General features: G+C 54.4%; 30 protein-coding genes. 16 read left to right on the forward strand and 14 right to left on the reverse strand.

Annotated elements, in window-relative coordinates:
* Positions 1–8 precede the first annotated feature (8 nt).
* The gene (locus V6575_RS08380) at positions 9–899 is read right to left on the reverse strand and encodes an NAD(P)-dependent oxidoreductase (RefSeq protein WP_340273809.1); all 891 of its coding nucleotides are present in this window, start codon (positions 897–899) and stop codon (positions 9–11) included.
* 361 nt (positions 900–1,260) lie between these two features.
* On the opposite strand from V6575_RS08380, the gene V6575_RS08385 reads away from it, so the two are divergent.
* Positions 1,261–2,160, forward strand: coding sequence for a LysR family transcriptional regulator (locus V6575_RS08385; RefSeq protein WP_340273810.1), 900 nt, complete (start codon positions 1,261–1,263; stop codon positions 2,158–2,160).
* A gap of 84 nt (positions 2,161–2,244) precedes the next feature.
* Here V6575_RS08385 and V6575_RS08390 read toward each other — a convergent pair whose 3' ends face one another.
* The 4 genes from V6575_RS08390 to V6575_RS08405 form a co-directional block, all read right to left on the reverse strand.
* Positions 2,245–3,063 (reverse strand): ABC transporter permease, encoded by an 819-nt coding sequence (locus V6575_RS08390; RefSeq protein WP_422785547.1) that lies wholly within the window; start codon positions 3,061–3,063, stop codon positions 2,245–2,247.
* Between the two features lie 8 nt (positions 3,064–3,071).
* Entirely contained in the window at positions 3,072–3,785 is a 714-nt protein-coding gene (locus tag V6575_RS08395; protein WP_340273813.1) for an ABC transporter permease, read from the reverse strand.
* Positions 3,786–3,875: 90 nt separating this feature from the next.
* A complete protein-coding gene (locus tag V6575_RS08400; protein WP_340273814.1) occupies positions 3,876–4,652 on the reverse strand; it encodes an ABC transporter substrate-binding protein in 777 nt (258 codons plus the stop codon).
* Between the two features lie 186 nt (positions 4,653–4,838).
* A complete protein-coding gene (locus tag V6575_RS08405; protein WP_340273815.1) occupies positions 4,839–5,762 on the reverse strand; it encodes a LysR family transcriptional regulator in 924 nt (307 codons plus the stop codon).
* Positions 5,763–5,906: 144 nt separating this feature from the next.
* Between V6575_RS08405 and V6575_RS08410 the strand changes: the two genes are divergently transcribed.
* A complete protein-coding gene (locus V6575_RS08410; protein WP_340273816.1) occupies positions 5,907–6,902 on the forward strand; it encodes an MBL fold metallo-hydrolase in 996 nt (331 codons plus the stop codon).
* A gap of 88 nt (positions 6,903–6,990) precedes the next feature.
* Here V6575_RS08410 and V6575_RS08415 read toward each other — a convergent pair whose 3' ends face one another.
* A complete protein-coding gene (locus V6575_RS08415; RefSeq protein WP_340273817.1) occupies positions 6,991–7,293 on the reverse strand; it encodes a hypothetical protein in 303 nt (100 codons plus the stop codon).
* A gap of 336 nt (positions 7,294–7,629) precedes the next feature.
* On the opposite strand from V6575_RS08415, the gene V6575_RS08420 reads away from it, so the two are divergent.
* Entirely contained in the window at positions 7,630–8,277 is a 648-nt protein-coding gene (locus tag V6575_RS08420; protein WP_340273818.1) for a glutathione S-transferase family protein, read from the forward strand.
* Positions 8,278–8,311: 34 nt separating this feature from the next.
* On the opposite strand, the gene V6575_RS08425 is transcribed toward V6575_RS08420, so the two are convergent.
* The 8 genes from V6575_RS08425 to V6575_RS08460 all read right to left on the reverse strand — a co-directional run bounded on the left by V6575_RS08425 (position 8,312) and on the right by V6575_RS08460 (position 14,345).
* Positions 8,312–9,574: a molybdopterin molybdotransferase MoeA gene (locus tag V6575_RS08425; protein WP_340273819.1), complete on the reverse strand. Its 1,263-nt coding sequence runs from the start codon at positions 9,572–9,574 to the stop codon at positions 8,312–8,314.
* Complete coding sequence (gene mobB, locus V6575_RS08430) at positions 9,567–10,088, reverse strand: molybdopterin-guanine dinucleotide biosynthesis protein B (protein ID WP_340273820.1); 522 nt, start codon at positions 10,086–10,088, stop codon at positions 9,567–9,569. Before mobB ends, V6575_RS08425 begins: the two co-directional genes overlap by 8 nt.
* Positions 10,085–10,741, reverse strand: a complete 657-nt coding sequence (gene mobA, locus V6575_RS08435) for a molybdenum cofactor guanylyltransferase MobA (protein ID WP_340273821.1) — start codon at positions 10,739–10,741, stop codon at positions 10,085–10,087. The genes mobB and mobA overlap by 4 nt, the downstream gene beginning before the upstream one ends.
* The gene (fdhD, locus tag V6575_RS08440) at positions 10,738–11,616 is read right to left on the reverse strand and encodes a formate dehydrogenase accessory sulfurtransferase FdhD (protein ID WP_340273822.1); all 879 of its coding nucleotides are present in this window, start codon (positions 11,614–11,616) and stop codon (positions 10,738–10,740) included. The genes mobA and fdhD overlap by 4 nt, the downstream gene beginning before the upstream one ends.
* 158 nt (positions 11,617–11,774) lie before the next feature.
* Complete coding sequence (locus tag V6575_RS08445) at positions 11,775–12,236, reverse strand: BLUF domain-containing protein (RefSeq protein ID WP_340273824.1); 462 nt, start codon at positions 12,234–12,236, stop codon at positions 11,775–11,777.
* Between the two features lie 212 nt (positions 12,237–12,448).
* Positions 12,449–13,045, reverse strand: coding sequence for a GNAT family N-acetyltransferase (locus tag V6575_RS08450; protein ID WP_340273826.1), 597 nt, complete (start codon positions 13,043–13,045; stop codon positions 12,449–12,451).
* Positions 13,046–13,087: 42 nt separating this feature from the next.
* The gene (locus tag V6575_RS08455) at positions 13,088–13,765 is read right to left on the reverse strand and encodes an SDR family NAD(P)-dependent oxidoreductase (RefSeq protein WP_340273827.1); all 678 of its coding nucleotides are present in this window, start codon (positions 13,763–13,765) and stop codon (positions 13,088–13,090) included.
* Positions 13,766–13,802: 37 nt separating this feature from the next.
* A complete protein-coding gene (locus V6575_RS08460) occupies positions 13,803–14,345 on the reverse strand; it encodes a DUF2867 domain-containing protein (RefSeq protein ID WP_340273828.1) in 543 nt (180 codons plus the stop codon).
* A gap of 313 nt (positions 14,346–14,658) precedes the next feature.
* On the opposite strand from V6575_RS08460, the gene apbC reads away from it, so the two are divergent.
* The 13 genes from apbC to V6575_RS08525 all read left to right on the forward strand — a co-directional run bounded on the left by apbC (position 14,659) and on the right by V6575_RS08525 (position 26,993).
* A complete protein-coding gene (apbC, locus tag V6575_RS08465; protein WP_340273829.1) occupies positions 14,659–15,852 on the forward strand; it encodes an iron-sulfur cluster carrier protein ApbC in 1,194 nt (397 codons plus the stop codon).
* Between the two features lie 725 nt (positions 15,853–16,577).
* Positions 16,578–17,186, forward strand: a complete 609-nt coding sequence (locus tag V6575_RS08470) for a TorD/DmsD family molecular chaperone (protein ID WP_340273830.1) — start codon at positions 16,578–16,580, stop codon at positions 17,184–17,186.
* Positions 17,187–17,291: 105 nt separating this feature from the next.
* Positions 17,292–17,483: a twin-arginine translocation signal domain-containing protein gene (locus V6575_RS08475; protein WP_340273831.1), complete on the forward strand. Its 192-nt coding sequence runs from the start codon at positions 17,292–17,294 to the stop codon at positions 17,481–17,483.
* A gap of 96 nt (positions 17,484–17,579) precedes the next feature.
* The gene (locus tag V6575_RS08480) at positions 17,580–20,477 is read left to right on the forward strand and encodes a formate dehydrogenase subunit alpha (protein ID WP_340273832.1); all 2,898 of its coding nucleotides are present in this window, start codon (positions 17,580–17,582) and stop codon (positions 20,475–20,477) included.
* Between the two features lie 14 nt (positions 20,478–20,491).
* Entirely contained in the window at positions 20,492–21,091 is a 600-nt protein-coding gene (gene fdh3B / locus V6575_RS08485) for a formate dehydrogenase FDH3 subunit beta (RefSeq protein ID WP_340273833.1), read from the forward strand.
* A gap of 134 nt (positions 21,092–21,225) precedes the next feature.
* On the forward strand, positions 21,226–21,420 hold the full coding sequence (locus V6575_RS08490) for a hypothetical protein (protein ID WP_340273834.1): 195 nt from the start codon (positions 21,226–21,228) through the stop codon (positions 21,418–21,420).
* A gap of 123 nt (positions 21,421–21,543) precedes the next feature.
* Entirely contained in the window at positions 21,544–22,701 is a 1,158-nt protein-coding gene (locus V6575_RS08495; protein WP_340273835.1) for a formate dehydrogenase subunit gamma, read from the forward strand.
* Between the two features lie 10 nt (positions 22,702–22,711).
* Positions 22,712–24,124: a c-type cytochrome gene (locus tag V6575_RS08500; RefSeq protein ID WP_340273836.1), complete on the forward strand. Its 1,413-nt coding sequence runs from the start codon at positions 22,712–22,714 to the stop codon at positions 24,122–24,124.
* Positions 24,121–24,288: a hypothetical protein gene (locus V6575_RS08505; protein ID WP_340273837.1), complete on the forward strand. Its 168-nt coding sequence runs from the start codon at positions 24,121–24,123 to the stop codon at positions 24,286–24,288. Before V6575_RS08500 ends, V6575_RS08505 begins: the two co-directional genes overlap by 4 nt.
* 164 nt (positions 24,289–24,452) lie before the next feature.
* Positions 24,453–24,644, forward strand: a complete 192-nt coding sequence (locus V6575_RS08510) for a DUF6494 family protein (protein WP_340273838.1) — start codon at positions 24,453–24,455, stop codon at positions 24,642–24,644.
* 32 nt (positions 24,645–24,676) lie between these two features.
* Positions 24,677–25,462 carry a biotin/lipoate--protein ligase family protein gene (locus V6575_RS08515; protein ID WP_340273839.1) on the forward strand — a complete coding sequence of 262 codons (786 nt, stop codon included), beginning with the start codon at positions 24,677–24,679 and terminating at the stop codon, positions 25,460–25,462.
* Between the two features lie 23 nt (positions 25,463–25,485).
* Complete coding sequence (locus tag V6575_RS08520) at positions 25,486–25,980, forward strand: DUF6505 family protein (protein WP_340273840.1); 495 nt, start codon at positions 25,486–25,488, stop codon at positions 25,978–25,980.
* Positions 25,980–26,993, forward strand: a complete 1,014-nt coding sequence (locus V6575_RS08525) for a DUF6352 family protein (RefSeq protein ID WP_340273841.1) — start codon at positions 25,980–25,982, stop codon at positions 26,991–26,993. Before V6575_RS08520 ends, V6575_RS08525 begins: the two co-directional genes overlap by 1 nt.

Here is a 26,993-nt window from a genome sequence, read left to right on the forward strand (position 1 = left end):
CTAGCGGCTTACTTGTCTGCAGGCTTGTCAGCGTTTTCAAGGCGGGCAACCAGGCTGGAGGTGTCCCAGCGATTGCCACCCATGGCCTGCACTTCAGAATAAAACTGATCCACAAGAGCGGTCACCGGTAGACGTGCACCTGTGTCATTGGCTGTCTTGAGGCAGATGCCCAGATCCTTGCGCATCCAGTCGACGGCAAATCCATAATCGAATTTGCCAGTCAGCATGGTTTCCCAGCGATTTTCCATCTGCCAGGACTGCGCCGCGCCGCCTTTGATCGCAGAAATCACGGCTGGAACGTCGAGGTCGGCTTTCTTGGCGAAGTGGATCGCCTCGCTGAGACCCTGCACCAGACCGGCAATACAGATCTGATTGCACATTTTGGTCAGCTGTCCCGCGCCGCTTTCGCCCATCAGGCCGACAAACTTTGCAAAGCACTCGATTACAGGTTGGGCTTTTTCAAAAGTCGCCGCATCACCGCCACACATGACGGTCAGCGCACCATTTTCAGCGCCCGCCTGGCCGCCAGACACAGGCGCGTCAATAAAGCCGCAGCCTTTTGCTTTGGCCGCAGCATTCAGTTCTCGAGCGACTTCTGCAGATGCTGTGGTGTTGTCGACAACAATTGCGCCGTCTTTCAGGCCATGGAATGCGCCATTTTCGCCAGTCATGACTGAGCGCAGGTCGTCGTCATTGCCAACGCAGGCAAAGACGAAGTCGCAGCCTTCAGCCGCTTCTTTTGGTGTTTTGGCGAAAGAACCGCCGTATTCGTTTGCCCATTTTTCGGCCTTGGCCGTGGTGCGATTGTAGACGGTGACGTCGTGGCCACCTTTTGTTTTCAGGTATCCGGCCATCGGATAGCCCATGACCCCAAGTCCGATAAAAGCAACCTTTGCCATGTCCCTGGATTCCCTCCGCTGCAGCATAAAAGGCCCGGCGGGTGGCCGGGCCTGTCAAATATGTCGATAGATCATTTAGCTTATCCGTTCGGCTTTGTCAGGATCTTGATCAAAGCCAAAATGCAGGACGAAAAAGCTTGGTGAATTGAGTGGAGCGCTTCTGGGGCTGCTTTGCAAGTGTGTTGCCGGGAGTGTGAACCGGGCCGGTGAATGGTGTGAAGCGGCTTGCTGTCTGTAGGCTCTGTGCGTAGATGTTTAACATGGTGCTCATCCCTGTGTGTGTTTCGATGCTTGGAATGTGTGCGTTTCGGTGCTTTATTGCGAGTCAGGAAAAAAGTGAACATGTAAGGTGGAGTTACATATGGATTGGCGAAACCTTCCGTCCTTGGCTGCGCTTCGGGCGTATTGTGCTGTTGCCGAGCACAAGAGCTTTTCCGCAGCGGGCAGGGATCTCAATGTCACTCATGCTGCCGTCAGTCAGCAGGTACGTGCTCTTGAAACGCAAATTGGAACCCAATTGGTGGTACGCGAAGGCCGGGGTCTGCGTCTGACGCCGGATGGCGAGCACTTGGCTTCCGGCCTGCGCGATGCCTTTTCCCGTATCATTGAAACAGTGGATGTCCTGCGCCTCAATGATCAGCAGCGCCCTCTCAATATCACTATGACACCCGCTTTTGCAGTCAGTTGGCTGATGCCGAGGATCTCTGATTTCAGGCAGGAGCAGCCAGATATCGAGCTGATGCTCAATCCAACCGGAGATGTGGTGGAGTTCGTTCCAGGTGGTGTGGATCTCGCGATTCGTTTCGGCGATGGCAATTGGCCGGGATTTGAAACCGAGCTTTTGATGAAGACAAACTATGTGGTTGTCGGCGCGCAAAAGTTGATTGGAGATCGGGTGTTGACCGACCCCTCGGACATTCTGGACTATCCCTGGCTGCAGGAGTTGGGCACGAATGAATTGTCCATCTGGCTGGAGAACCAAGGCGTTGTGCCAAGCGCAAAGCTTAACATCACCCATTTGCCCGGGTTCATGGTTCTGGACGGCCTGCGCAGGGGCGACGGAATTTCCGCCACAGCGAGGATCTTTCTTGAACCCGATATCATTGCCGGCAGCATAAAAGTCCTGTTTGAGGATCTGAGGCCGAATAACTCGGGCTACTATCTTGTTAGCCGACCAGGCATGATGCGCGCGCCGGTCAAGGCTTTCGTCAGCTGGATCAAAAAACGGGCTAAGGAAACCTGTATCGAATGCGGCATTTAAGCGATGTGAATTGCGGTCAGCACCAGATCAACTCTGATCAATCACCATTCTGAATACATGGTTTTTGCTAAATCACTTCAGGCTCTAGCGCTGGAGATGCCGGGTCAGGCGCTTTTCAAAGCGTTCCCAGACCCGGCGGATGGCTTCAACCGCGATCAGGTAAAAGACTGCGGCCCAGATGTAGGCCTGAAAGTCATAGGAGCGTGAGAAAGCGCGCCTGGTCTCGCCCATCAGATCATAGACCGTAACAATGGATGCAATGGCTGAGCCCTTGAGCAGAAGCACGAGTTCGTTGCCATAAGGGCGCAAGGCGACCATCAGCGCCTGCGGCAGGATGATCTTGAGAAAGATGACTGGCCTGGACAGTCCAAGTGCTTGACCACCTTCCCATTGTCCTTGAGCGACATTCAGAACAGACCCACGCAGGATCTCAGCCTGATAGGCTGCAGTGTTCAGGGAAAAGGCGAAGATGATGCAGTACCAAGCCTCGCGGAACAGCCACCAAACGCCCATCTCTGTCAATTCCGGGCGGAATGAGCCGGCACCATAGTAAATCAGGAATGTCTGTGCGAGCAGCGGCGTGCCACGGAAGAAATACACATAGGCATAGGCGGGCCAGCGCAGCAGTGCGAATCTGGAAGTTCTCGCAATTGCAATAGGCAGAGACAACATGGCCCCGATCGCCATTGAGACAACCACTATTTCCAGCGTGACGATGAAGCCATCGATGTATTTCAGCCAATATTTCGCAGCAAAGGGACTGAGGATGCTCACACTGAGATAATAGAGGAGATAGGCTCCTGCGACGATCCAGAGGGTCATCAGGAGGTGACCGAAAATCCGCGTTTTGGTCCAGGGCCTGCTGGCGACTGCTGGAGCAGGGCGCGCTTCTGCATAGCTCATGATGATGCTCATCGGGCCACTTCTCCCCGTTTGGACCAGCGCTCTACACGCTCGATACCGACAGAAGAAATTATGGCAAGGATCAGGTAGATGCCACAGGCGATGCCGAAGAACAGGAAGGGCTCTTTGGTGACACGGGCGGCAATGCCAGCCTGACGGATCAGGTCAGCCAGGCCGATAACGGAGACGAGGGACGTTTCCTTGAGCAGGATAAGCCAGAGGTTTCCAAGGGCAGGAAGTGCAAGCCGGATCAGTTGCGGCAGGATGATCAATCGCATGGTCTTGCCACGCGGCAGACCGAGTGCATATCCGCCCTCATATTGTCCTTTGGGAATGCCGCTGAAGGCAGACAGAAAAGCCTCTGAAGCGTAGGCAGAGAACACACAGGCCAGTGCCACCATGCCTGCAACGAAGGAATTTACTTCAATGTGAAATTCAAAACCTGCGAGCTGAATGAGTTTTTGGAGACCTATCTGGACGCCGTAATAGACGAGAAACAGCGTCAGAAGCTCCGGCAATCCGCGAAAGATCGTTGTGTAGACATTCGCAGCCATGCGTAGGGAGGGTTCAGTTGATCTCTTGGCCAATGCGAGAATGAACCCGAGCAAAAGGCCGAAGGGCAGGGTCGCCAGTGCGAGCGTGACGGTTATGAGGACGCCTCTCGCAATTTCATCGCCCCAACCAGCATCGCCGAAGGACAGGAGGGTCAGGGTTTCATTCATGCGGGCGGCGCTGCTTTCTTGAGGTTGAAAGACTTGTCAAAGCAGGAGCGCGGCGATGAACCACGCCCCTGTTTTGCAATTCTGGACAGCTTATCCGCCGTAAACGTCGAACTCAAAGTTCTTGTCGTTGATTTCTTTGTATTTCCCGCTTGCGAGGATGCCTGCAATTGCTTCGTTGAACATGGCTTTCAGCTCATCTTCATTCTTGCGGATTGCAATGCCTGCGCCTTCGCCGTTGATCTTCAGATCTGGCTTCAGGCTACCGAGCAGCTTACAACATGCGCCATCGTCGGACTTGAGCCAATCAGACAGGACGACGACATCGTCAATCGCGGCATCGATACGGCCGTTTTCCAGGTCGAGCTTGTACTCATCCGGTGTTGGGTAAAGCTTCAATTCCGCGGACGGGAACTTTTCTTCGGCGTAGTTGGAGTGTGTTGTCGAGGATTGTGCGCCCAAGACAACGCCTTTGAGGTCTTCGTCCGTCATGCCAGTCAGCGGGCTGTCCTTAGGGACCATGATCGCTGGGCCAGTGTTGTAGTATTTGTTGGTGAAATCAACCTGTTCAAGGCGCTCAGGTGTGATCGACATGGAGGCGATTACAGCGTCGAACTTACCAGCCTTGAGCGCCGGGATCATTCCATCCCAGTCTTGCACGACGAATTCGCACTCGACCTTCATCTGTTCGCAAAGGGCGTTTGCAATGTCGATGTCAAAGCCGACCAACTTGCCGTCAGATGTGAGTGAGTTGAAAGGGGGGTAGGCGCCTTCCGTTCCGATCCGGATTTTGGACCAGTCCTTGGCCTGAGCACCGCCGACAGCGGCAAGAACGAGTGCTGCAGCTGCAGCCAAACGAATGATACGCATATGAAATTCCCCTGTTTATCTCTGCAAGGACTGAGGCAGGTTCACTCTGCCATTCTTGTCCTGAAGGCCCATTCCATACACTTCCGCCTGAAATTCAAGCATGCCTATTAAAAAAACACAGAAAGCGATCTGCTTCCCTGATTTATATTGTTATTTTTACCTATTTATATTTTCAGGTCTGACAATTCAGGATTGAACAGGATCTCTCCAATCCCGCGCTACTTGTTGATCGAAGAACGCCGTAAACTCATCAACGAACCGGCGTACTTTCAGTGGGATATACCGGTTGGAAGGATAGACGGCATGGAGTGGCTGGGGATCATACAGCCATTTCGGCAGCACGTGCTCCAGCTTGCCCTCGCGCATGAGCGGGTAAAGCATCCAACTGTGCATGACGCTTATGCCCAATCCGGCCAAGGCTGCATGCCTGAGCATGGCCGAATTGTTGGAGCGCATGGTTGGGGTAATTCTGGTTATCCTGCGCTCGCCGCCGGGGCCTGTCAGCGGAATTTCCCGTTGGTTAAGGAAATTCGAATAAAGCAGATAACGGTGCTCGGACAGATCTTCCGGCGTCTGTGGCCTACCGTGAGTGTCCAGATACTCTGGTGAGGCGGTCAAACATCGCTCCGCTGTTCCCAGTTTTCGTACGATCAGCCTGTCATCGTGAAGGTCGCCAAAACGGATTGCAACATCCAGGCCTTCGGCTTGAAGATCCTGAAAGTGATCATGCAGGGATAGGTTGAGGCACAGTTTCGGGTAGCGTTTTTGAAAGGCTGTGAAAAAATCTGCGAATGCTCCAACGGTAAAGCCCTGCGCCGCGCCGATGCTAAGGCAACCGGTCATCTGTTCGTCCAAGCTGCGCACAGACCTGTCTGCTTCTTGCAGCTTTTCTAGAATATCGCGCGCATAGGCATAGTAGCGGTCGCCCGCTTCCGTGGTGCCCAGCTGGCGGGTGGTTCGATTGAGCAATCGTGTGGCCAATTCCTGCTCCAGACTGCGAACATGTTGGCTCACGGCTGGCTGTGAAATTCCAAGAGTATTGGCCGCCGCAGAAAAGCTGCCCATGTCCACGGCGGTGACGAAACTGGTAAGTGCTACGATTTTATCCATCCATCATATATAAGCCAGACGAATAAGAAATATAAGAATAGGCTCACTTCAAAATTTGACGTAATAGCTCATCTATCTCTTGCAAGGACGTATTTGGCGATTGGAGTGCTCCCACTCCGGTCTCACTGCAAGAAGGGTTACAAGATGACTGAACAAACAAATTTCCTGAGCCGCCGTGGCTTTTTGAGTGCTGGCACCACTGCTGTTGCTGGCGTGTCAGTATTGGCCGCAAGCGGTCTGTCCATCCCCTCCGCCCAAGCAGCGGCTCCGCTTGTTGGTCACCCAATGGCTGGCGCGATCCGCCGCAAGGTCGGCGCTTTTGAAATCACTGCGTTGCTGGATGGTTACCTCGATATCTCCGGTGAAATGGTGATTGGCTATGACGAGGCGGCGGCAGCCAGGTTGCGGCAGGACAACTTTGTTCAGGTCGATGGCTATCGACTGCCAATCAATGCGTTTCTGTTGAATACAGGAGACAAGCTCATCCTGATTGATGCTGGCACGTCAGACAAAATGGGGCCGACCCTCGGAAAGCTTGATCAGGCTCTTGCTGCAGCAGGCGTGACGGCGAGCCAGATTGATGCGGTTTTGATCACGCATATGCATCCGGACCATCTTTTCGGTGTACTGAGGTCTGATGGCAGCAAGGCATTTCCAAATGCCGAGTTGATCCTGCCAGAAGTCGATCATGCGTTCTGGTTTGATGATGCCGCGATGACTGCTGCGCCTGATGCCATGAGAGAGTTTTTTCAGGGCGCACGTCAGGCGGCGAATGCCTATCAGGGGTCTCAGACGCGCTTTTCCAGTGGTAAGGAAATACTTCCAGGGATTACCAGTGTGGCGCTGCCCGGTCATACACCCGGACACACGGGCTTCCGCATTGAGAGCGGCAATGAGGGGCTCTTTATGATCGCCGATTCGGTTCATGTCAGCAGCCTGCAGTTTGCAAAGCCAGACTGGGGCATTGCCTTTGACATCGATCCGGCCCAGGCCGTCATCAGCCGCAAGAAGGTCCTGGATCAGGTCGCCAGCGATGGACTTCTGGTGGCAGGATCACACCTGCCATTCCCGGGCTTTGGTCATGTGGCCAAAGCCGGAGATGGATACCGCTTCGCGCCAGCAGACTGGCAATACGATTAAAGCTATTGGCAACACATCAAAGTGAGACGAGAATTGAGGCGGCGGCTTTGCGGGCCGTCGCCTCGAGCAGAGCTTATGAAATCCCGACTTATCCGATCAGGCCGCTGGTACCCTGAACTTGTTGCGCTTCTTCTTCCGTTACTTGCCCAAGCTGCAAAATGGCCTTGAGCGTGAGAACCGGGCTGCTGAGCGTATCGCCCTTTGCATCATTTGCAACGGCAAGGCTGATCTGTGTTTGATCGCTTAGTTCAGCGATTTTTTCCTCGTGAAGGGCCTTGTCTGCTGGGGGGAGTGCGTCAAGCTTTGACTCGCTCAGGCCGTGGCTGCTCAGGTAATTCTGCCGCAGTCTGGCATCGTCCGGCATTTGCACAAACTCTTGATAGCGCTTCATGAGTTCCCTCCGGAAGAAGCCTGTATCAAATTTAGGGCTGCTCTCCTTCGGCGAAGGTGCTTCGCTGTCGGTCTTTGCTGCTGGGGTCGCCGATGTAGCAGGCCGCGCAGAACCTATGGTCATCTTTTTGAACCTCTGCTTGCGCTGGGCGCATAGTGTTGACCTGGCTTTTCAAGCAAACTTCATGCCTTTTGGATTGATGAAACATTTTCATTCAAAACATGAACTTGTTGAATTGGAAGTTTGCTGAATTGCCATTTAAACACAGGCAAGATTAGCCAAGTGGGACATTTCTGCCGGTTTGAAATTCCAACGCCTTTAAATCAGGAGCATGTAATGCGCGAATTTGAATTGTTTATCGGGAACAAGAATTATTCATCCTGGTCATTCCGCCCCTGGATCGGATTGAAGCACAAGAATATTCCGTTCAAGGAGGAGTTGGTGCCGTTTGATTTCGAGAATGGCAATCCCAAGTTCAAAGCGTTTTCGCCGACAGTCAAAGTGCCAGTCCTCAAGGACAATGATTTGACTGTCTGGGAATCCCTGGCAATTCTGGAGTATGCCGCTGACGCCTATCCGGGGGCGGGACTTTGGCCTACGGATATCGCAATGCGTGCCAAGGCGCGGTCAGCGTGCTCTGAAATGGTGTCCGGCTTTTCAGCCCTGCGCAACGCCTGTCCGATGAACATGCGGCGAGAGCCGATGCCATTGGCGGTTGATGCCGCCGTTCGCAAGGATGTCGCGCGGATTGTATCGCTTTGGCGCGAATGCCTTGAGGCTTCCGGCGGGCCATTCCTGTTTGGCGACTTTACAATTGCCGATGCCATGTATGCGCCTGTGGTTAGCCGGTTCGAGACATTCATGCTCACGGATGATAAAGTCGCGCTGGCCTATATGGATCGTATGATCGCATTGCCCGCATGGCAGGAGTGGCGTGCTGCAGCTCTTCAGGAGAGCTGGATCGTTGCTGAAGATGAAGTCTGATTTTTCCATCGGCCCCAAGGTCTATCTGCGGACTTCAGAAGGGCAGGAAGTCAACCAGGCTTCCATGTTCGACGGATGTGGCCTCTTCGGGGATCTCGATCAAGCCATCTGCTTCCCGAAGTCCTGTGATTAGCCCTGAACCATCGCGTTCAAATTTGCGCGCGACGGTTCGGCCCGTCTCATCCGTCGCCAGAATACCGCGATAGAATTCTCTGCGATCCGGCTTCTTGCGGGCAACCGAAAAATCGGCTGGGACTTGAAACCGGCGTGGTTCGAGAAACGGCCCACCGCCCAGAACACTCAGTACGGGCTTGGCATACAGCACAAAGCAGACCATCGCGGCGACCGGGTTGCCGGGCAGGCCGAGAAAGACGCAAGAGCCTATCTGCCCGAACATCATTGGTCGTCCGGGTTTGATCGCCAATTGCCACATGTGCCGGCTGCCCAGCTTGTCGAGGGTTGCAAGCACGTGGTCTTCCTCGCCCCGGCTGGCGCCGCCAGTTGTCAGAAGCACATCACATCGTTGGCTGGCGGCCTGCAAAGTGCGTTCGATGACATCGGCCTGATCGGGCAGGACCCCAAGGTCCTCGATCTGTGCCTCCATGGTCTCGGATAATGCGCGCAGCAGAAAGTGGTTGGAATCATAGACATTGCCGGATCCAAGATCCGATCCCGGTCGGCGGATTTCATCTCCGGTCGAGACAATGCCGATCCGCAATTTTTCATGCACCAGAACGCTTGCCTTGCCCGTTGAAGCAATGGCCGCAAGGTCTTGAGGGCGTAGATGTTTGCCTGGTGACAGTAGTGCCGTCCCCTTGGTGACGTCCTCACCAGCCCTTCTGCGGTTTGCACCGGCCTTCAGCCCTGTCGGTACGATGACGAAAGCCTTGCCATCCTGATCATGCAACTCGCAGTCTTCCTGCATGGCAATCGTGTCAGCGCCAGGAGGCATGGCTGCACCGGTGAAGATGCGGGCAGCGCCCCAGGGGCCGAGCGTCTTTTCGCTTGGGTGGCCAGCGGCAATGCGTTGTTCCAGCCGAAAGAACCCGCCAGCAGCATCATGATCGGAAAAACGGAATGCGTAGCCGTCGACTGCCGAATTGTCGTTCTGCGGAATATTCCGGTCGGCAATGATGCCTTCGGCAAGTGTCCGGCCATGGGCCTCATGCAGCGCAACGGTTTGTGTTCCAGCAATGCAAGACATGCGTTCTTTGAGAATGCGCAACGCCTCATGATGACGCAGCCGCTCCTTGTCATGCAGGAAACAATCGTCCAGCAGCGTGCGGGTCTCAACCATGTGTTTCTTTCAGGCCTGTATGGGCGGCGATGAAGTCTGCAACTGCGGGGATGTCATTCAGATCGAACACAGGCAGGCTTTCATTGGCAAGCGCATGATCGCTGGCGATGGCTATGATGGCCGGGTCTGTGGCAGCCAGCGGCTCGGATTTCGCGCTGTCGGTGCGCCGGGCCTCGATCTTCGGGTGCCCTTCGCGCTTGTAGCCTTCGATGATGACCAGGTCACAGGGCGCGAGGCGGTCCAAAATGGCCTCCAGGGGCGGTTCGTCTTCGCCGCGCAGCTCATGCATCAGCGCCCAGCGGCGACCGGATACGAGTGCCACTTCACCAGCCCCTGCCTGACGGTGCCGATAGCTGTCGGCACCTTCCTTGTCGATGTCGAAGTTATGATGCGCATGTTTCACGGTCGAGACGGTGAAACCGCGCCGTGTGAACTCCTCCACCAACCTGACCACAAGCAGGGTCTTGCCGGAGTTTTTCCATCCGGTGACACCGAAAACACGGTTCTTGCTCATGCCGTCAGTTTCTCCAGCGCGCTGCGCGCCACGTCGATGTCTTCCGGGCGGTTTGCATTGAAGAAGGGGTCTAGGCCCGTTTCAATATCGTTTTCAAAACTGACTTCGATACTGTCATGGCAGTTAACCCAAGCCAGTACCTTGCCGCTCTTGCCTGCCGCAAGCCAGTCTGTCAGGTCATCGGCAAGCGCAACGGGCCAGAGACCGAACACCGGATGCAGTTTGTCATACGATGTGGCCAGTGCAATGACCGGTTTGCTCGCCGGAACTGCTGTGCATAGCCGGTCGATCAGGTCTCTCGGGAAAAAAGGCGTGTCGCCAGCCACGGACACAACATGGGTAACTGTTGGCATATGCTGCTTAGCGTGGTTCAGACCTGCTAAAATGCCAGCAAGAGGTCCGGCAAAGTCTCCAACCGTATCGGGCACGACAGGTAGTTGGTAATCAGAGAACCGTTCAGGATCACCGTTAGCGTTCAGGATGATCTGAGCGCTTTGTGGCCGCAGCCGGTCGATAATGCATGCCAGCATCGGCTTCTTGCCAATATCAAGCAAGGTCTTGTCACCGCCGCCCATCCGGCGTGACTGGCCGCCCGCCAGGATGCAAGCTAGAACGTGATCAGGCGAAAGGCTATGGGCTGAGGTGAGGGTCATCCGGCCGCAAGGCTCCCTTTTCGTCGACTGCGTTCCGGCTCATCGTCAGCGCTGTCAGGAGCCGCATCAAAGGTAATCCGCTCCTGTCCTGCAAGTGCCACGAAGCGCTTGCCTCGGGCGCGCCCGATCAGGGTCAGGCCAGCTTTCTTGGCAAGCTCCACACCCCAGGCTGTGAAGCCGGAGCGCGACACCAGGATAGGGATGCCCATCATCACAGTCTTGATCACCATTTCCGAGGTCAGTCGTCCGGTTGTGTAGAACATTTTGTCGTCGGGAGAAACATTGTTCAGCGTCATCCAGCCTGCAATCTTGTCGACCGCATTGTGACGCCCGACGTCCTCCATATAGACCAGTGGTGTGTCTCCCTGGCACAGCACGCAGCCGTGAATTGCACCAGCTTCTAGATAGAGAGATGGGGTGGTATTGATCGATTTGGTCAGCGCATACAGCCAGGATGTTTTGAGCTCGGCGCCTTTGGGCAGCTCGATACCGTCGAAACTCTCCATCACATCGCCGAAGATGGTGCCTTGGGCACAGCCGGACGTGCGGACCTTTTTCTTGAGCTTTTCCTCGTAGTTGGTCTCGTGCTCGGTGCGCACAATAACCACTTCCAGATCATCATCATAATCGATTCCGGTGATGACATCGTCAGGCTTGAGCATATTCTGGTTTTTCAGATAGCCGACAGCCAACAGGTCAGGATGATCACCAATGGTCATCATCGTGACCACTTCCTGAGAGTTCAAGAAAAGGGTGAGCGCCTTTTCGGTCACCACCTTGGTGGTCACTGGTTCGCCGTTCTGGTCAATGCCCTCCACAGATGTGGAAAGGCCTGCGGCCAGAGGATCAGGGCGCAGAAGATAACTGTCGGTCAAGAAACGACTCCATTGGTTCTGGGGGCCAGATTAGGGGAGCCGTCAATTGTTGCGCAAGAGCGCAGGCGCAGGTGTGGAGATCAAAGACGATCAAATCGTACTTTGGTGTCCGGTCAACGTTGGGCAATTTCTAGAAATCCCAACTCTTGAGATGCGGTTTAGCCTGCCGCTGCTGCCTGCCCGTTTCCTCTCGGCGCCATCAGGGTCGCAACATTGCTCAACACCACCATTGTATCAGCATAGGTTAAATTGCCTCCGGCATCGGCAATTGCCGAGCCGATCTCACTGAAAAGGGTGTCATGGGAAACCGCATGTTCAGAAAAGCCCATCCAGCTATTTGGAAACTTTCTGCTGTCCAGTTCACCTTCGCTGAGAATCTGGATGTCCTGATGTCGTGTATCCTGACGGATCCGGTCGAATGTCGCTCGAACGGTTTCCTCAGTGCCTTCCAGCACCTGAAAGAAATAGTCCTTGGTGAACAACAGGCATCCGGTCACGTTCTCGGCACTGTTTTTGCGGCGCGCCGTCTCCACGATATTGCTGACCTTGTCATCATGGGATTCAAAGTCGCTTGATATTGAAATCGTGCTTTTATAGCAGAGATAAAAAAGGTCGCTCATTTCATCACCTCCTTCGTTCAAAAGCTCCCAAAGTAGGGTTCTTTTTGACTGTGAATCGAATGAAAGGTGTGGGGCGTAAATATATTCTGAATGTACACTTATGAAATTTCAATATTTCTAAGTTTTTTAGATTATTAGTGTCCAATTGCGGTAATTTAATTGTTTGGAAATGTTATTTTTTACAGTTATTTTGCTATAGTGCCTGCTGCGGTTTAACCGCGGGGTTTTGCAAGTTGCCATTCCAGGTGGTTTTTTATCGACGGCCATTCGCAGGCAATGATCGAATAAACCACCGTGTCGCGCAGAGAGCCGTCTGCCATCTTCTGATGCGAGCGCAATATACCATCAAGCTTTGCACCAAGTCGCTCGATTGCGCCGCGGCTTTGCTGGTTCATGAAGTGGGTGCGGAATTCAACGGCAATGCAATTCAATTCCTCGAACGCATGGGTCAGAAGTAACAGCTTGCATTCCGTGTTGAAGGGGGAGCGCTGCACGGCTTTGCGGTACCATGTTGATCCAATTTCAACCCGGCGGTTCAGTGCATCAATGTTCATGTAGGTTGTCATGCCTACAGCTTTGCCGCTGATCTTGTCCAAAATGGCGAAGGGCAGCATGGAACCCGCTTTCTGGAGGGCGAGACGACGATCAATCTCTGCGGGGACTGCATCGGGAGCTGGAATGCTGGTGTACCAGAGCTTGTACACTTCACCATCATTGGCTGCTTCTGTCAGATCCGCTGCGTGGTCCTGGGATAGTGGTGCCAGTACGACAAAGTCACCCTGCAGGGAAATTGGATCAGGCCAGCTCATGGAAAAACTCTCTAAGTTGAATCGGTATGTCTTGAGAAGAGTTTAGAATGGGCGTTCATCACCCGTCCACTTAAAGAATTTGCCCGTACCGGATATTGTCAGTGTGTCGGCAATCGCAATGATTCCTTTGGCGACATCAGAGGCGGGGTTATCCGCCTCTGCACCGCCCATGTCGGTTTGAACCCAGCCCGGATCGATCAGGCAGACGGAGACGCTATCAGCTTCCAGATCTGCAGACAGCCCCTGCATGACTTTGTTTACTGCGGATTTTGATGCTCGATAAGCAATCCTGTCAGACTTGGAATAACCCATCCATGCCATCTGGCTGGACACCGTCAGGATCCGCGCAGCCGCTGATTTTTTGAGGTGAGGCAGAAAGGCTTGCGCCACTGCCAGAGGCGCAAGCGTATTGACGGCGAGAGTCTGGGCAAAGCCATCGAAGTCCATATCCAGTGTGGACTGTCGGTCCGGCCCAATGATGCCGGCATTGTTGATCAGGATATCAATCGGCTCTTCCAGGCATGCAGCTGCTTCTGCAATTGCTGCTCGGTCGGTCACGTCAAAGATGAGAGGGAGAATGCCGGGGTGATAGCGTGCCATCTCATCGCCCTGTTCCGCCGTGCGGGCGGATCCGTACACAGTCCAGCCCTTGTCCAATGCGGACTTGGCAAGTTCCAGCCCGATGCCCCGGTTGGCACCTGTGATGAGAATTGCTGTCATGGAAAGGTCCCGTGTGAAGAGAGCTCGGAAGTTGAAACTAGCTGACTTTTGGTTTGTGACTCAAGCCCTTGGCCATTTGAAAAACAATTGCCTTGTGAAATGGCATGATGGCAGTTAGGTAAATTCTGCCCATCAGGTTGTTTCGATGAACCCAGGTCGCTAAGAATATACGACCTGAGGCAGGCTCGGGTTTAAAGAGCGTGATGCGGAAATTCAGATGCCTGTCGTCTTCGCCCAGAATAATTTCGCTCTCGTGGACCTCCTGAACGCGAAAGAAAGACACATAGTCCCCTGATGTGAGGTCTGTGCTCGCTTTGCTTTGACTGGAGTTTGAGAGTGCGGCTTCGCTCGTCAGAATATCTTGTGTCGTTTTGACTCCAAAGGGCGCCACAAGTGCGTCTCTAAGAGCAAGTAATGCCGGCATCCAGCTGGGTTTTGAGGCCATTAATTGGCGTGCCAACGCGCTGATCGACAAATTCGGGTCGATCGGATTGGTTTCGACGCAATCAATGAAGTCGCCAGGTTTCATGTAGCCGTGCAATCGGCTTTCTGGAGGAAGCATCGTAAAACTTGTGGTCATTAGGACTCGCAGGTGTAGGGTTTGTTCGCAGGCAGGTAACTTTGTTGCATGGGCGTGGGGAGTTGAATAGCACCCGCGACGATATGGCCGGGCAAGTCTTCATCTTGTTGTAAGCACTTTTCTCGGGTTCGAATTTTGCTGGTTAAGCCCATTCATCTGCTGGCAAAACCGTTGCCTGTCGGCATGCCCAAGGGACGTCTAGCATTGACGCCATGTTTGATTGATTGACGACGGCGTGATCGTGACTACGTTAAGCGCACATGATTTGGCCTGTGAATAGGTCATGCATCGGACGTGAATTCAGGAAGATTTAATGAGCGAAGCGATCAAGAAGGCGGTTCTGGACCGGCTGTCCAAGGTCAAGGGGCCGGATCTTGAAGGGGACCTGGTGTCCCTTGGTCTGATTTCAGACGTGTTTGTGTCTGATGGCCGGGTGGCCTTTTCCATCACGGTTCCGGCTGAACGGGCCCAGCAATTAGAACCGCTTCGGCAAGCCGCAGAAAAAGTGGTCAAGGAAATTGACGGAGTCGAGGCGGCAATGGTCGCGTTGACCGCTGAAAAGGCGGGGGGCGGCACAAGCGCTTCGGCCCCCGCACCTGTGCGTCCTGCTCCAAGCAAAGCCCAGATGGGCAGCGTTCCACCTCCCATGCAGGCAAAAATCGCGGCAAAAGGTGGAGAAGAGCAGACAGGCCAAAAGCCTGGTGTGCCTGGTGTGAAGACCATTATCGCAGTTGCTTCGGGCAAAGGTGGTGTCGGCAAGTCCACCACAACGGCCAATCTGGCGCTGGGCTTGCAGGCAAACGGCTTCAAGGTCGGCGTGCTTGATGCGGATATATACGGTCCATCCGTGCCTCGGCTGTTTAATGTTACCGGTCGTCCAGAGCCAGTGTCGGGGCGTATTTTGAAGCCGCTGGAAGGCTATGGCATCAAAGTCATGTCCATGGGCTTCATGGTCGAAGAGGAAACGCCGATGATCTGGCGTGGCCCGATGGTCATATCGGCCTTGACCCAGATGCTGCGTGAAGTGGCTTGGGGTGAGCTGGACGTTCTGGTTGTTGATATGCCACCTGGAACAGGTGACGCGCAGCTTACCATGGCCCAGCAAGTTCCTTTGGCGGGAGCTGTGATTGTTTCGACGCCGCAGGACCTAGCACTGATTGATGCGCGCAAGGGACTAAATATGTTCCGCCGTGTTGATGTTCCAGTCCTCGGCATCATCGAGAACATGAGCTACTTCCTCTGCCCTGACTGCGGCGGGCGTCATGACATATTTGGTCATGGCGGTGCGCGTGCGGAAGCTGAAAAGCTCGGCGTGCCGTTTCTCGGGGAGGTGCCACTCGATATGCAAATTCGTGAGACGTCGGATGCCGGAACGCCAGTCGTCGTGTCTGATCCGGACGGGCAACATGCCAAGGTCTATCGCGAGATTGCTGCCCGGGTGACAGCTGAAATCGACAGATACGAAGGTGATGGCAGCCGGGCTGCGCCGAAAATTGTTATCGATTGACCAGTCTGCTCCTGACATTGTTCATCGAAGTCAGCTTACGAGAATACTGAACATCAATCCTCGCTCTATGGCTGCAGTCCGTCGGCCCTTGGGCGGGGATTTTTTGTGACTTCCGGTGAATGGGCCTCCCACGAATTGGGCATGTTGCTGGTGGTCGTCAATTCAGCCCGAAATTGCCAGCTTGAACTCCTTTAACTTGATGTCTTTTTGTAAATGTAATGGAATTTAACTTGAGTATTTGTGGTATCTTTAACTTGAGCGAATAAATCTTTTTCAAAATAAATATTGTGCAATGCAATATTGAGCTTTTGGAGGCGGTTCTGGAGCGGATTAAATATAAAAAGGCGTCTGTTCCTGAATGTGCACGCTGGTGTTGATTTTGAGTGTTTTGTTAAAGATTAAGTGACTGATTTTTATGGATTTATATAGATTTCACTCTTCTTCTGTCAGGCTCTTTGTCCTGGTAGAACAGGTGGTAAATACTCATGTTTTGAGCTATTAACTCTTCAGTTACTGAGTTGCGCCTCTCTTTTCTATCTGAGTCTGTTGATAATGCGGCGCAGCATAAATTGTTGTTTATATGTATTTTTATGTTTAATTTTCCTAATATATAAAAAAATAACGTAAATAGCGTAAAGTAACATCTATAAGTGCGGCGCAAAATTGATTTCATTTGCGACTGTTGGACTTCGGAGCAATTATCGGCGCTGAGGGAGACTGTATAGATGTCGCATTTGACGTCGTTGAGAGAAGTAATCGCGCCCGAGGACGTTGATCGGGCGGTGCTATATGGCTTTATTGGCCGTATGCTTCAGGCTGCGCCGAGCGATGCAGACCTTACAACAATCCGTAATCTTGAGTCCGATGACACAGCTCTTGGCGGGGAACTGGCTGCGCTTTCAAAAGCTGCTGCCGGATCGACGCCAGAAGGTTTGTCGCGGATCTATCAGGATCTTTTCATTGGTGTCGGGCGCGGCGAGCTGCTTCCCTATGGCTCCTATTACCTGACCGGTTTTCTGCATGAAAAGCCGCTTGCCGATCTGCGTGCAAGTATGGCTCGTTTCGGCATTGAGCGCTCTGAGGGTGTTTCCGAACCTGAAGATCATATCGCTGCTCTCATGCAAATGATGGAAGGCTTGATCATGGGTGAATTCGGTCAGGTCGCGACGCTGGAAGAGCAGCGCAAATTTTTCATTGAGCATATTGGTTCGTGGGCGGGGCACTTTTTCAAAGACCTCGCCGCAATCAAGTCTGATCCGTTTTATGCAGCGGTAGGCGTGCTTGGAACTGTTTTCATGGCGGTGGAGGCGGATGCCTTCGCCATGACGGAATAATTCACTCTGAGCGGTGCGTCGCGGTGCTGCTCAAGTCTTTGAAGTCGAGGTCCTGATGCTTGGAGAGGCGGGGACACCGAAACGTTTGAGAGCTGGAGAGCAACGATGACGGATAAGAAAACCCAGGACCCTGCCGATCGGCGCAATTTTCTAAAGCTTGCCGGGCTCGGCACTCTTGCAGGCGGTGCAACCATCGTCAGCGGTGGCGCTCAGGCAGCTGTGTCATCGGATGATGCCGGTGCTGGCTACCGGGAAACCGACCATGTGAAGAAAGCCTACGAAACCGCACGCTTTTAAAGCAAACAGCCAGCTGCTTCGGGACGCGACCAGGCGGCAGGTTCGGGATCAGTAGGGGGCTTTCCCTGCAGTGTCCCGTTTGAGGGAGAAACAAGAATGCTTAGGAAAAAGACAAGTGGAGTCGCTCGGCGCGGCCGACTGTCCTCAGCCTTTGCCGATTTTAGTTCGGCAACAATGGATCGGCGAACCTTTCTGCGACGCTCTGGCGTCGCGGCAGGCGGTCTTGCTGCTGTAACGGCTGCATCTGGTGGCATGGTGCAGAAGGCACAGGCGCAGGCAGCTACGGTTGGTAAAGTCGACATCAAAAAATCGGTCTGCACCCATTGTTCTGTTGGCTGTACGGTTCTGGCCGAAGTCAAGGATGGTGTCTGGGTCGGTCAGGAACCTGGTTTCGACAGCCCGTTCAACCTTGGTTCTCATTGTGCCAAAGGCGCTGCGGTGCGTGAACATGCGCACGGTGAACGTCGGCTGAAGTACCCAACCAAACTGGTTGGCGGCAAATGGGAACGGATCTCCTGGGATCAGGCGATTGACGAACTTGGCGACAAGATGCTCGAAGTGCGTGAGCAGGATGGTCCGGACAGTGTTTACTGGCTCGGTTCCGCCAAGCACAATAATGAGCAGGCGTATCTGATGCGCAAGTTCGCGGCCTTCTTCGGCACGAACAACGTCGATCACCAGGCTCGGATCTGTCATTCGACCACAGTTGCAGGTGTTGCCAACACCTGGGGCTACGGCGCAATGACAAACTCCTACAATGATATTCATAACTCCCGCGCCATCTTCATCATCGGCGGCAACCCGGCTGAAGCTCATCCGGTCTCATTGCTTCATGTGCTGAAGGCGAAGGAAGAGAACAACGCTCCGCTGATCGTTTGTGATCCGCGCTTTACCCGTACGGCGGCTCATGCCACCGAATATGTCCGCTTCCGTCCAGGTTCGGACGTTGCCCTCGTTTGGGGCATCCTGTGGCACATCTTCGAAAATGGCTGGGAAGACAAGGAATTCATCCGCCAGCGTGTCTGGGGCATGGATCAGATCAAGGCTGAAGTTGCCAACTGGAATCCTGAGGAAGTCGAGCGCGTCACTGGCGTTCCCGGTTCCCAGATGAAACGCGTCGCCAAGACGCTTGCGAACAATCGTCCGGGCACCGTGATCTGGTGTATGGGCGGCACGCAGCACTCAAACGGCAACAACAACACCCGCGCTTATTGCGTGTTGCAGCTTGCTCTTGGCAACATGGGCAAGGCGGGCGGCGGCACCAACATCTTCCGCGGCCATGACAATGTTCAGGGCGCGACCGATCTTGGTGTTCTGGCTGATACCCTTCCAGGTTACTACGGCCTGTCCGACGGCGCTTGGGCTCATTGGTCCCGCGTCTGGGACGTGGAAAACAGCTACATCCGGGGTAAATTTGCGACCATGAAGGGCGCTGATGGCAAGGACGTGGCCATGATCAACCAGAAGGGCATTCCCGTGTCCCGCTGGATTGATGGTGTTCTGGAAGACGAAGACAATCTGCAGCAGCCTGCAAACACCAAGGTCATGGTGTTCTGGGGTCATGCCCCGAACTCCCAGACCCGTTTGCCGGACATGAAAGTGGCGATGGAGAAACTCGACACTCTGGTCGTGATCGATCCATATCCAACCATGTCTGCAGTGTTGTCCGACCGTAAGGACGGTGTCTATCTTCTCCCGGCCACGACACAGTTCGAGACCTCTGGTTCGGTCACAGCCTCCAACCGCTCCCTGCAGTGGCGTGAGAAGGTCGTCGAGCCATTGTTCGAAAGCCTTCCTGATCACACCATCATGTACAAGCTGGCAACCAAGCTCGGCTTTGCGGATGAGATGTTCAAGAACATTGAAATCAATGGTGAAGAGCCTTTGATTGAAGATGTGACCCGCGAGTTCAACAAGGGCATGTGGACGATTGGCTATACTGGCCAGTCTCCAGAGCGGATGAAGCTCCACATGGCAAATCAGTACACCTTTGACCGCACCTCGCTGCGGGCGTTGGGTGGACCTTGCGATGGCGAGTTCTACGGAATGCCTTGGCCGTGCTGGGGCACTGCAGAAATGGGCCATCCAGGATCTGCGAACCTGTATGATCCGTCGATGCCTGTTGCTGAAGGCGGCATGCCATTCCGCGCCCGTTTCGGTGTCGAACGCGACGGCGACAATCTCCTTGCAGAGGATTCATGGCCGGTCGATTCTGAAATTCAGGACGGCTATCCAGAGTTCAGCATGGCGATGCTCAAGAGCCTGGGCTGGGATGGCGATCTGACAGACGAAGAACGCTCTGCCATTGAAGCGGTTGCCGGTGATAAGACCAACTGGAAGACCGATCTTTCCGGTGGTATCCAGCGCGTTGCGATCAAACATGGCTGTGCCCCTTACGGCAATGCCAAGGCCCGTGCCGTGGTTTGGACCTTCCCGGATCCGGTCCCTGTCCATCGTGAGCCGCTCTACACAAACCGTCGTGACCTTCTCGACAAGTATGCCACATATGAGGACAAGACCTTCTGGCGTGTCCCGACGGCCTACAAGTCGATCCAGGAGAATGATTTCTCCAAGGACTTCCCGATGATCCTCACATCCGGCCGACTGGTCGAATATGAGGGCGGCGGCGACGAAACACGCTCGAACCCATGGCTGGCTGAGTTGCAGCAGGACATGTTCATCGAGATCAACCCTGCTGATGCGAATGACCTTGGTATTCGTGACGGCGAGATGGTCTGGGTGCATGGCCCTGAAGGCGGAAAGGTCAAGGTCATGGCGATGACGACCCATCGTGTGGGACGTGGTGTGACGTTCATGCCATTCCACTTTGGTGGGCATTATCAGGGCGAAGACCAACGTCACAAGTATCCGGCGGGCTCTGATCCGTATGTCCTTGGGGAGGCGACCAACACGGCGCAGACCTATGGCTACGACAGTGTGACCCAGATGCAGGAAACAAAAGCCACTCTGTGCCGCGTCGAGCGGGCAGCTTAAGGGAGGAAAAACTCATGGCACGTATGAAATTCCTCTGTGACGCTGAACGCTGCATCGAGTGCAACGCCTGCGTTACAGCGTGTAAAAACGAAAACGAGGTGCCTTGGGGCATCAACCGTCGCCGCGTTGTGACGATCAACGACGGTAAGCCGGGTGAGCGTTCGATCTCGGTCGCTTGCATGCACTGTTCCGATGCACCTTGCACGGCTGTTTGTCCGGTGGATTGTTTCTACCAGTCAGATGATGGCGTGGTTTTGCATTCCAAGGATCTATGCATTGGCTGTGGTTACTGCTTCTATGCCTGCCCATTTGGTGCGCCGCAGTATCCGCAAGCGGGCAACTTTGGATCCCGCGGCAAAATGGACAAGTGCACATTCTGTTCCGGTGGTCCGGAAGAGGACAACTCAGCAGCAGAATTCCAGAAGTACGGTCGCAACCGTCTTGCAGAAGGCAAACTGCCACTCTGCGCGGAAATGTGCTCGACCAAGGCGCTCTTGGCTGGTGACGGGGATGTCGTTTCCGCGATCTACCGCGAACGTGTTGTTGCACGTGGGTTCGGATCCGGCGCTTGGGGTTGGGGCACTGCTTATGAGCAGAAAGCCGGCAACTTTTAAGCCGTATTGAGATCCATGGATTTGAGCCCAGGCTCAGGTCGCCCGGAACTAGAAAATAAGGAGGACGGAGGCAGCCATTTGGCAGTCTCCGTCCTCTGCCATGAAATTTCAGGAAAGCATCGAGGACCAGAGATTTGACCAATAGATCCGCAAAACTGCTTTTGGCGGCGACTCTGATCTGTCTGACAGGCTTGGCCGGGTGCCGCGAAGCGGAAGAGAACCGGGTCATTACGCTCGAAAAGGGCGTCTATGCCGGGAGACCTGATACCAAGTTGAGCGAAGAGCAGCGCCATAAGTTGCGCGCTCGTGGGCAGCTGCAGAAATTCTGATCGGTTAAGTGCCGATAACAAGATTGAATGTGGGTTGATACCGGCGATTGTGATGGCTTCCATCGCCGAGACAGCCTCAGCACGAAAAACAGGCTCAGCAGAATTATGACACAGGAGAATCCGATGAACGGCAAGATGAACGGGAACCGGATGATGACAGGTGCAAGAGCTCTTTGGAGCGCGGCCGCGCTGCTTTGCCTGCTGCTGGCATTTGTGGCCATTTTGCCGGGGCAAGCATCCGCCCAAAGCTCAGTGCGCCTTGATCCTGTTCAGACGCAGAGCCCGACTGGCGGTGCTGTTCCAGGTGATGTGCTTGGGGTGACCTCCGATGCTGATTACTGGCGCGCGGTTCGCGGCGGCGTCAACGGCAATGTTTCGATCCCGGACAAGAAGGCCGGGACTTTAATACAGTCTGAGGGCGAGGCCTGGCGGTCATTGCGCAACGGGCCGCTGTCACTCTATGCAAGCTGGGCCATGCTGGCCACAATCGTGCTGCTGGCGCTGTTCTATGCCATTCGTGGGCGCGTTCGGATTGGAGCCGGACCGTCAACGCAAACCATTACGCGCTTCAAGGCGATGGAGCGGTTTGGCCATTGGATGCTTGCCATTTCCTTTGTTGTACTGGGTCTGACAGGTCTCAACGTGCTCTACGGCCGATACGTGTTGAAGCCATTGATCGGCGATGGCGCGTTCGCCTTCATCACACAAATGGGTAAATATCTGCACAACTACCTCGCCTTTGCCTTCATGGCTGGTCTGCTGATGGTCTTTGTCATGTGGGTCAAGCACAATTTGCCGGACCGCACCGACGTCAAGTGGGTCCTGCAAGGCGGCGGTTTGTTTTCGTCAAAATATCATCCGCCTGCCAAGAAGTTCAACGCGGGTCAAAAGGTGATTTTCTGGTTGGTCATCGTCGGCGGTGTGTCTCTGTCAGTTTCTGGGTGGGCACTGATGTTCCCATTCACCACCCATTTCTTCGCGGGCACCTTTGGCAAGATCAACATGATCTTTGGGACTGAGCTTCCAGCCGCCTTGTCGGTTCTGCAAGAGCAGCAACTGAACTCGCTTTGGCACTCCATCATGGCGATCTTCATGGTCTGCGTGATCATGGCGCACATCTACATCGGTTCCATTGGGATGGAAGGTGCCTTTGATGCCATGGGGACCGGAGAAGTGGATTTGAACTGGGCCAAGGAACACCATTCGATTTGGGTCGATGAAGAACAGTCCAAAACGCAAAAGGCCCCGTCAGGTGGCGCGTCGCCGCAGCCCGCCGAATAGGGGCGCTCTCATGGCCCATCTCAGGGCATGTCCCATGGTACATGAGCCGATCCGCCGGTTCTGGCAGCTGATGGCGATCTCCGCCGCCGGTGTCTTGGCGGGCCTTTGCAGCGCTCTTGCCCAGTGGCCGGAACGGCTCGAAGGGCATGGTGGGCCGGTCAAGTCGGTGGTTCTGGATGAGACTGGCGAGCGCCTGTTGTCAACGTCGTTCGACTACACGGCTCTGCTGTGGAACAAGCCGGATGACAACAGCCAGATATCAGCGCCATTGAGACTGACAGGTCACAATGCTGCGGTGAATGACATTCGGTTTTTGCCGGGCAACAGGGCCGCCTCGGTTTCCGATGACAGTGATCTGATCGTGTGGGATCTGGCGACAGGCAACATTTTGCTTCGGTTTCCCGGACTAGGAGAGAAGGTGCTCAGTCTGGAAGTGTCGCCGAACGGTCGTTATGTGGCGGTCGCTTCCTGGGAAAATCAAGCCAGGCTCTATGATCTGGAAGCCGATGATCCCGGATTGATTGCGAGGCTTGATAATCACCGGGGCAACGTCAACGATGTGGCGTTCTCATTGGACAGTGACAAGCTCTTCACGGCCTCCTATGACGGCGGCATTCGTCAGTTTGATGCAGTCAGCGGGGCCATGGAACGTGAGCTGATCAACTTGGGTTGGGGCGTCAATACCCTTAAAGTGCTGCCGGATGGCAAGAGCTTGTTGTTTGGCGTCACGGATGGAAAACTCGGCGTGCTCGATATTGAAAGTGGTCAGGAAACGAAAGTTCTGCCACTGCACAGCAGGCCGGTCTTGTCTCTGGCGATTTCGCCGGATGGCAAGCGTGCGGCGAGCGGCGGAGGAGAAGGAGTAATCCGGGTATTCGACACGGTGTCCTGGGAGCTTCTGGAAGAGTTTCAAAACCCCTATGGTCCGGTCTGGGGCCTTGCTTTCACGGGCAATGGTGACCAGCTCTTCTATGCAGGCCTGGATGACCAGCCACATCTTTGGCAAGTCGCACCGCGCAAACCATTCGAGCCGGTCGACGTGCACTTCCCACGCAGGTTTCAGGTGTCTGATGCGGATGATCCGGGCGAGCTGCAGTTCGCGCGTAAATGTTCGGTCTGTCACACGTTGACACCCAATGGCGGCAACAGGGCAGGGCCAACTTTGTTCGGCGTCTTTGGTCGGCAAGTCGGGACACTCCCGGGCTATCCCTATTCCAAGGCCTTGCTTGATGCTGATTTCGTCTGGAATGCGAAATCCATTGCAGACCTTTTTGATTACGGCCCGGATGTTATCACCCCGGGTTCAAAAATGCCGATCCAGCGCCTGAAATCGGTAGAGGATCGTGATGCTCTTGTGGCATTCTTGAAACATGCAACGAACCCGAACGGTTCGAAAGCAGAACATGGAGGAACCGCCCAATGAAGGCGTTCATTTCTGGCCTTTGCGCCACAGCGGTGATTGGTGTCGGGGCTTGGTTTGTTTTGACACAGGAGCTGGATTATTCATCGATGACGGTGAACACCAGTGATCGGAACGACTCAGTACGCTTGGACCCGGATATGGGTGAGCGTGGCGGGGAACATTGATCCCATATAAAAATCAATAAGTTGTATCTGTGATCTGAATCAGGTTGTCAGCGACTTTAATCAGTTTCTGATTGACTTGAATCGCTTTATCAAAACTGCACGAAATATCGAAATGGACACCTGATCCGAATGGGTCAGTGGGCCATTCCTTGAAAGGATATCAAATGACCAATGACACATTCAACATGTCTATGCGCAAGTTTCTCAAGCAGGTCGGCGTGACCTCCCAGCAGGCGATTGAAGAGCATGTTCGCAAGTCCGGCCTCACCGAAGGTGCTTTAAATGCTAAGGTTACCTTGACCATTGAGGGCGCTGATTTCTCTCACGAAGTCAAAGGCAAAATTGACCTCGGTTAAGTGTTGAGAAGAACGACCGATAGAAAGTGTCCATGTCCGACCCGCTAAATTTTGATCCTTCTTTTCCGCCCTTGCTAAGTGGCAGACCAGTGCTGCCGCCGCTGGATCCGTTTGACACAGCGGTCACAGCTGTGCGCGAAGGTCAGGCAGAGGCGGGGAACGTTTTCTGGTCCTGCGAGACAGAAACGATCTCTTTTGCCGTGGTGTTGGAGCCTGACGTCGAGCGCGCGCGCGTCCAGGAAATGCTGTTCGTGCTGATGGTGTCCTGCGCTGATGCTCTGGGTGCGATTTGCCCGCCGGAAACAGCCATAACCTGGAACTGGCCTCTTGCGGTCTACGCTAATGCTGCCCGTCTGGGAACCATCCGTATGCAAATCAGCGAAGGCGATGACGACAATGGTGCGCCGGACTGGTTGGTTCTGGGGGCGAAATTTGCTTTGAAACCTTTGGGCAACGTGGAGCCTGGAGCTGACAGGGACACAACGACTCTATGGGACGAGGGCGCTATCGACGTCGAGGCGGTGCCTGCGATGGAATCCTTGGCCCGGCATTTCCTCACCTGGGTTCATCGGTGGGAAACCGATGGCTTCAAACCTGTTCATGAGGCCTGGCTGTTCCGCTGCGACGGATACCAGAAGGTAGTGCAGGTCGGTGAGGAGGGCGTTGGTCTTCAGGGGCAATTCATGGGGCTGGACGACACAGGAAACTTGCTCTTGAAAACAGATGGCAGCATCAAAGTGCTTTCGGTTGTCGACCATTTGGCGACGTCTACGCTTGCCAGCCCTTTGCCGGGTACTGGCATTGAAAAGCCTGCCTGACCGGCGCGAAAGGGACACGCTTCATGCCGCGACTATTGCGCGCCATCCGTTTTGACGCTTCCGATAGCCATGTTTTCCCAAGGGCCGCGGGCGAAAACGAGTGGGCTATTCCGGGCAGTTTCATGTTTGCCTCCGGTCGTTTTGGCGATCCTTCGGACCTTGGCGGCAAGGAACGTCAGGCTTTTGTAAGTGGTTTTCTGGCGCTGGGGTCTTTCGGATTCTCGACTGTCGTGAGCGTGGCTGAAGCAACTGAGGAAGATGTCGCTGTGTGCGAGCGGATACTGGCTGACCATCTTGTCGAGCACTATGGCGCGCCCGATTCAAACTCGGCGCTCAATGCTGCGCGCGAGGAAATATCTTTTGGGCGGGAGCTTGCCGAAGGCGTACCGCTCAACACCTTGCTTGCCTTGCAACGCGAAATCAGCGACGAGGGGCAAATTGAGGAACGTTTTCACATTGTGAGCCCTCCTGGAGACAAACCGCATACGCGGGTCTGGGACGTGGTGGAGGAACCCTGATGCGGCCATTTTGGAAATCTGCCGGATATCATCTCGTCGAACGGGAAGCCAATGGCTGGCTGCGGGTGACGCCTGACCTGGTCAAGGCGTATTTGACCCGGCCTGAAATTCATCCTGTCGAAGAATCCTGTCCGGTTGAACATCAGCTGTTCGATCGGCTGATGAGCAATCCCTTCTGCGAGATTAGCGAAGAAGATCTGGAACCCATGATTGACCGCGATACGGCGGACAATTACCGGATTGTATTGGCGTTCCGAGATCACCTGATGGCGCATAAAACCGTGGAGGCGGCCTACGCTGCCTTGTTCAAGGAAGGGGCGATCACGATCCCGCCTGTGTTCATTGGGCAGATGGTGCATCTGATCCTTAGTAACATTCTCAGAACCTGTCAGGATCCACTCCGTCTGCGCGCTGCTGAATTGTTCTTTCGGGAGCAGGTCGTCACCCTCAACGAAGGCATGGTCACAATCGCTGATTCTGAAATCGTTGAGATGATGTCGGAGACCGGAGGGCTTGGTGGCTTGGGGGCATTGTTGATGGAATCAGGCACTCCCATGCGCGAAGTCGCGCTGGATGTGCTGGGCGAAGACAATGCTGAGCTCTATTGGGAGCGGTCTGACCGGTTTGATACGGCATTGGACTTTCGCTTCACGCAACCGGGCCCTGATGCTTTCGCCCGTGTTCTGGAAGACTGGATCCGTCATTTCTCCAAGGTCGATGTTCGCATCCAGCCGGTTCAAAAAATTCGCGATGAACATTGGTCATGGCATATTGGTCTTGACGCGGATAGCACGTCTATTCTCAACGCCCTTTACAATCAGGAAGGGCTGTCTGAGGAGGAAAACATGCGCATTCTTGGACTGTTCCGTTTGGATTTCCAGACCCGGAGTGATATGCGCTCGGACCTTCGTGGCAAGCCGGTCTGGTTGGGGATTGCCATGACCAAAGACAAGAAGATCCGCATGAAGCCACAAAATCTTCTGGTCAATCTGCCGCTGGCCTCTGGCAGCTGA

Source organism: Roseibium algae, from assembly GCF_037783265.1.
Taxonomy (GTDB): Bacteria; Pseudomonadota; Alphaproteobacteria; order Rhizobiales; family Stappiaceae; genus Roseibium; species Roseibium algae.

Excerpts from the sequence above, each read along its gene's own strand:
- apbC (WP_340273829.1), top strand. The coding sequence starts at position 14,659 with ATGAGCGAAGCGATCAAGAAGGCGGTTCTGGACCGGCTGTCCAAGGTC.
- V6575_RS08455 (WP_340273827.1), bottom strand. The coding sequence starts at position 13,765 with ATGACAGCAATTCTCATCACAGGTGCCAACCGGGGCATCGGGCTGGAA.
- V6575_RS08520 (WP_340273840.1), top strand. The coding sequence starts at position 25,486 with ATGCCGCGACTATTGCGCGCCATCCGTTTTGACGCTTCCGATAGCCAT.
- V6575_RS08420 (WP_340273818.1), top strand. The coding sequence starts at position 7,630 with ATGCGCGAATTTGAATTGTTTATCGGGAACAAGAATTATTCATCCTGG.
- V6575_RS08510 (WP_340273838.1), top strand. The coding sequence starts at position 24,453 with ATGACCAATGACACATTCAACATGTCTATGCGCAAGTTTCTCAAGCAG.
- V6575_RS08385 (WP_340273810.1), top strand. The coding sequence starts at position 1,261 with ATGGATTGGCGAAACCTTCCGTCCTTGGCTGCGCTTCGGGCGTATTGT.
- V6575_RS08405 (WP_340273815.1), bottom strand. The coding sequence starts at position 5,762 with ATGGATAAAATCGTAGCACTTACCAGTTTCGTCACCGCCGTGGACATG.
- V6575_RS08470 (WP_340273830.1), top strand. The coding sequence starts at position 16,578 with ATGTCGCATTTGACGTCGTTGAGAGAAGTAATCGCGCCCGAGGACGTT.
- V6575_RS08450 (WP_340273826.1), bottom strand. The coding sequence starts at position 13,045 with ATGAGCTGGCCTGATCCAATTTCCCTGCAGGGTGACTTTGTCGTACTG.
- V6575_RS08480 (WP_340273832.1), top strand. The coding sequence starts at position 17,580 with ATGCTTAGGAAAAAGACAAGTGGAGTCGCTCGGCGCGGCCGACTGTCC.
- mobA (WP_340273821.1), bottom strand. The coding sequence starts at position 10,741 with ATGACCCTCACCTCAGCCCATAGCCTTTCGCCTGATCACGTTCTAGCT.
- V6575_RS08390 (WP_422785547.1), bottom strand. The coding sequence starts at position 3,063 with ATGAGCTATGCAGAAGCGCGCCCTGCTCCAGCAGTCGCCAGCAGGCCC.
- V6575_RS08460 (WP_340273828.1), bottom strand. The coding sequence starts at position 14,345 with ATGACCACAAGTTTTACGATGCTTCCTCCAGAAAGCCGATTGCACGGC.
- mobB (WP_340273820.1), bottom strand. The coding sequence starts at position 10,088 with ATGAGCAAGAACCGTGTTTTCGGTGTCACCGGATGGAAAAACTCCGGC.
- V6575_RS08505 (WP_340273837.1), top strand. The coding sequence starts at position 24,121 with ATGAAGGCGTTCATTTCTGGCCTTTGCGCCACAGCGGTGATTGGTGTC.
- V6575_RS08425 (WP_340273819.1), bottom strand. The coding sequence starts at position 9,574 with ATGGTTGAGACCCGCACGCTGCTGGACGATTGTTTCCTGCATGACAAG.
- V6575_RS08475 (WP_340273831.1), top strand. The coding sequence starts at position 17,292 with ATGACGGATAAGAAAACCCAGGACCCTGCCGATCGGCGCAATTTTCTA.
- fdh3B (WP_340273833.1), top strand. The coding sequence starts at position 20,492 with ATGGCACGTATGAAATTCCTCTGTGACGCTGAACGCTGCATCGAGTGC.
- V6575_RS08395 (WP_340273813.1), bottom strand. The coding sequence starts at position 3,785 with ATGAATGAAACCCTGACCCTCCTGTCCTTCGGCGATGCTGGTTGGGGC.
- V6575_RS08515 (WP_340273839.1), top strand. The coding sequence starts at position 24,677 with ATGTCCGACCCGCTAAATTTTGATCCTTCTTTTCCGCCCTTGCTAAGT.
- V6575_RS08410 (WP_340273816.1), top strand. The coding sequence starts at position 5,907 with ATGACTGAACAAACAAATTTCCTGAGCCGCCGTGGCTTTTTGAGTGCT.
- V6575_RS08500 (WP_340273836.1), top strand. The coding sequence starts at position 22,712 with ATGGCCCATCTCAGGGCATGTCCCATGGTACATGAGCCGATCCGCCGG.
- V6575_RS08380 (WP_340273809.1), bottom strand. The coding sequence starts at position 899 with ATGGCAAAGGTTGCTTTTATCGGACTTGGGGTCATGGGCTATCCGATG.
- V6575_RS08445 (WP_340273824.1), bottom strand. The coding sequence starts at position 12,236 with ATGAGCGACCTTTTTTATCTCTGCTATAAAAGCACGATTTCAATATCA.
- V6575_RS08495 (WP_340273835.1), top strand. The coding sequence starts at position 21,544 with ATGAACGGCAAGATGAACGGGAACCGGATGATGACAGGTGCAAGAGCT.
- V6575_RS08415 (WP_340273817.1), bottom strand. The coding sequence starts at position 7,293 with ATGAAGCGCTATCAAGAGTTTGTGCAAATGCCGGACGATGCCAGACTG.
- V6575_RS08525 (WP_340273841.1), top strand. The coding sequence starts at position 25,980 with ATGCGGCCATTTTGGAAATCTGCCGGATATCATCTCGTCGAACGGGAA.
- V6575_RS08400 (WP_340273814.1), bottom strand. The coding sequence starts at position 4,652 with ATGCGTATCATTCGTTTGGCTGCAGCTGCAGCACTCGTTCTTGCCGCT.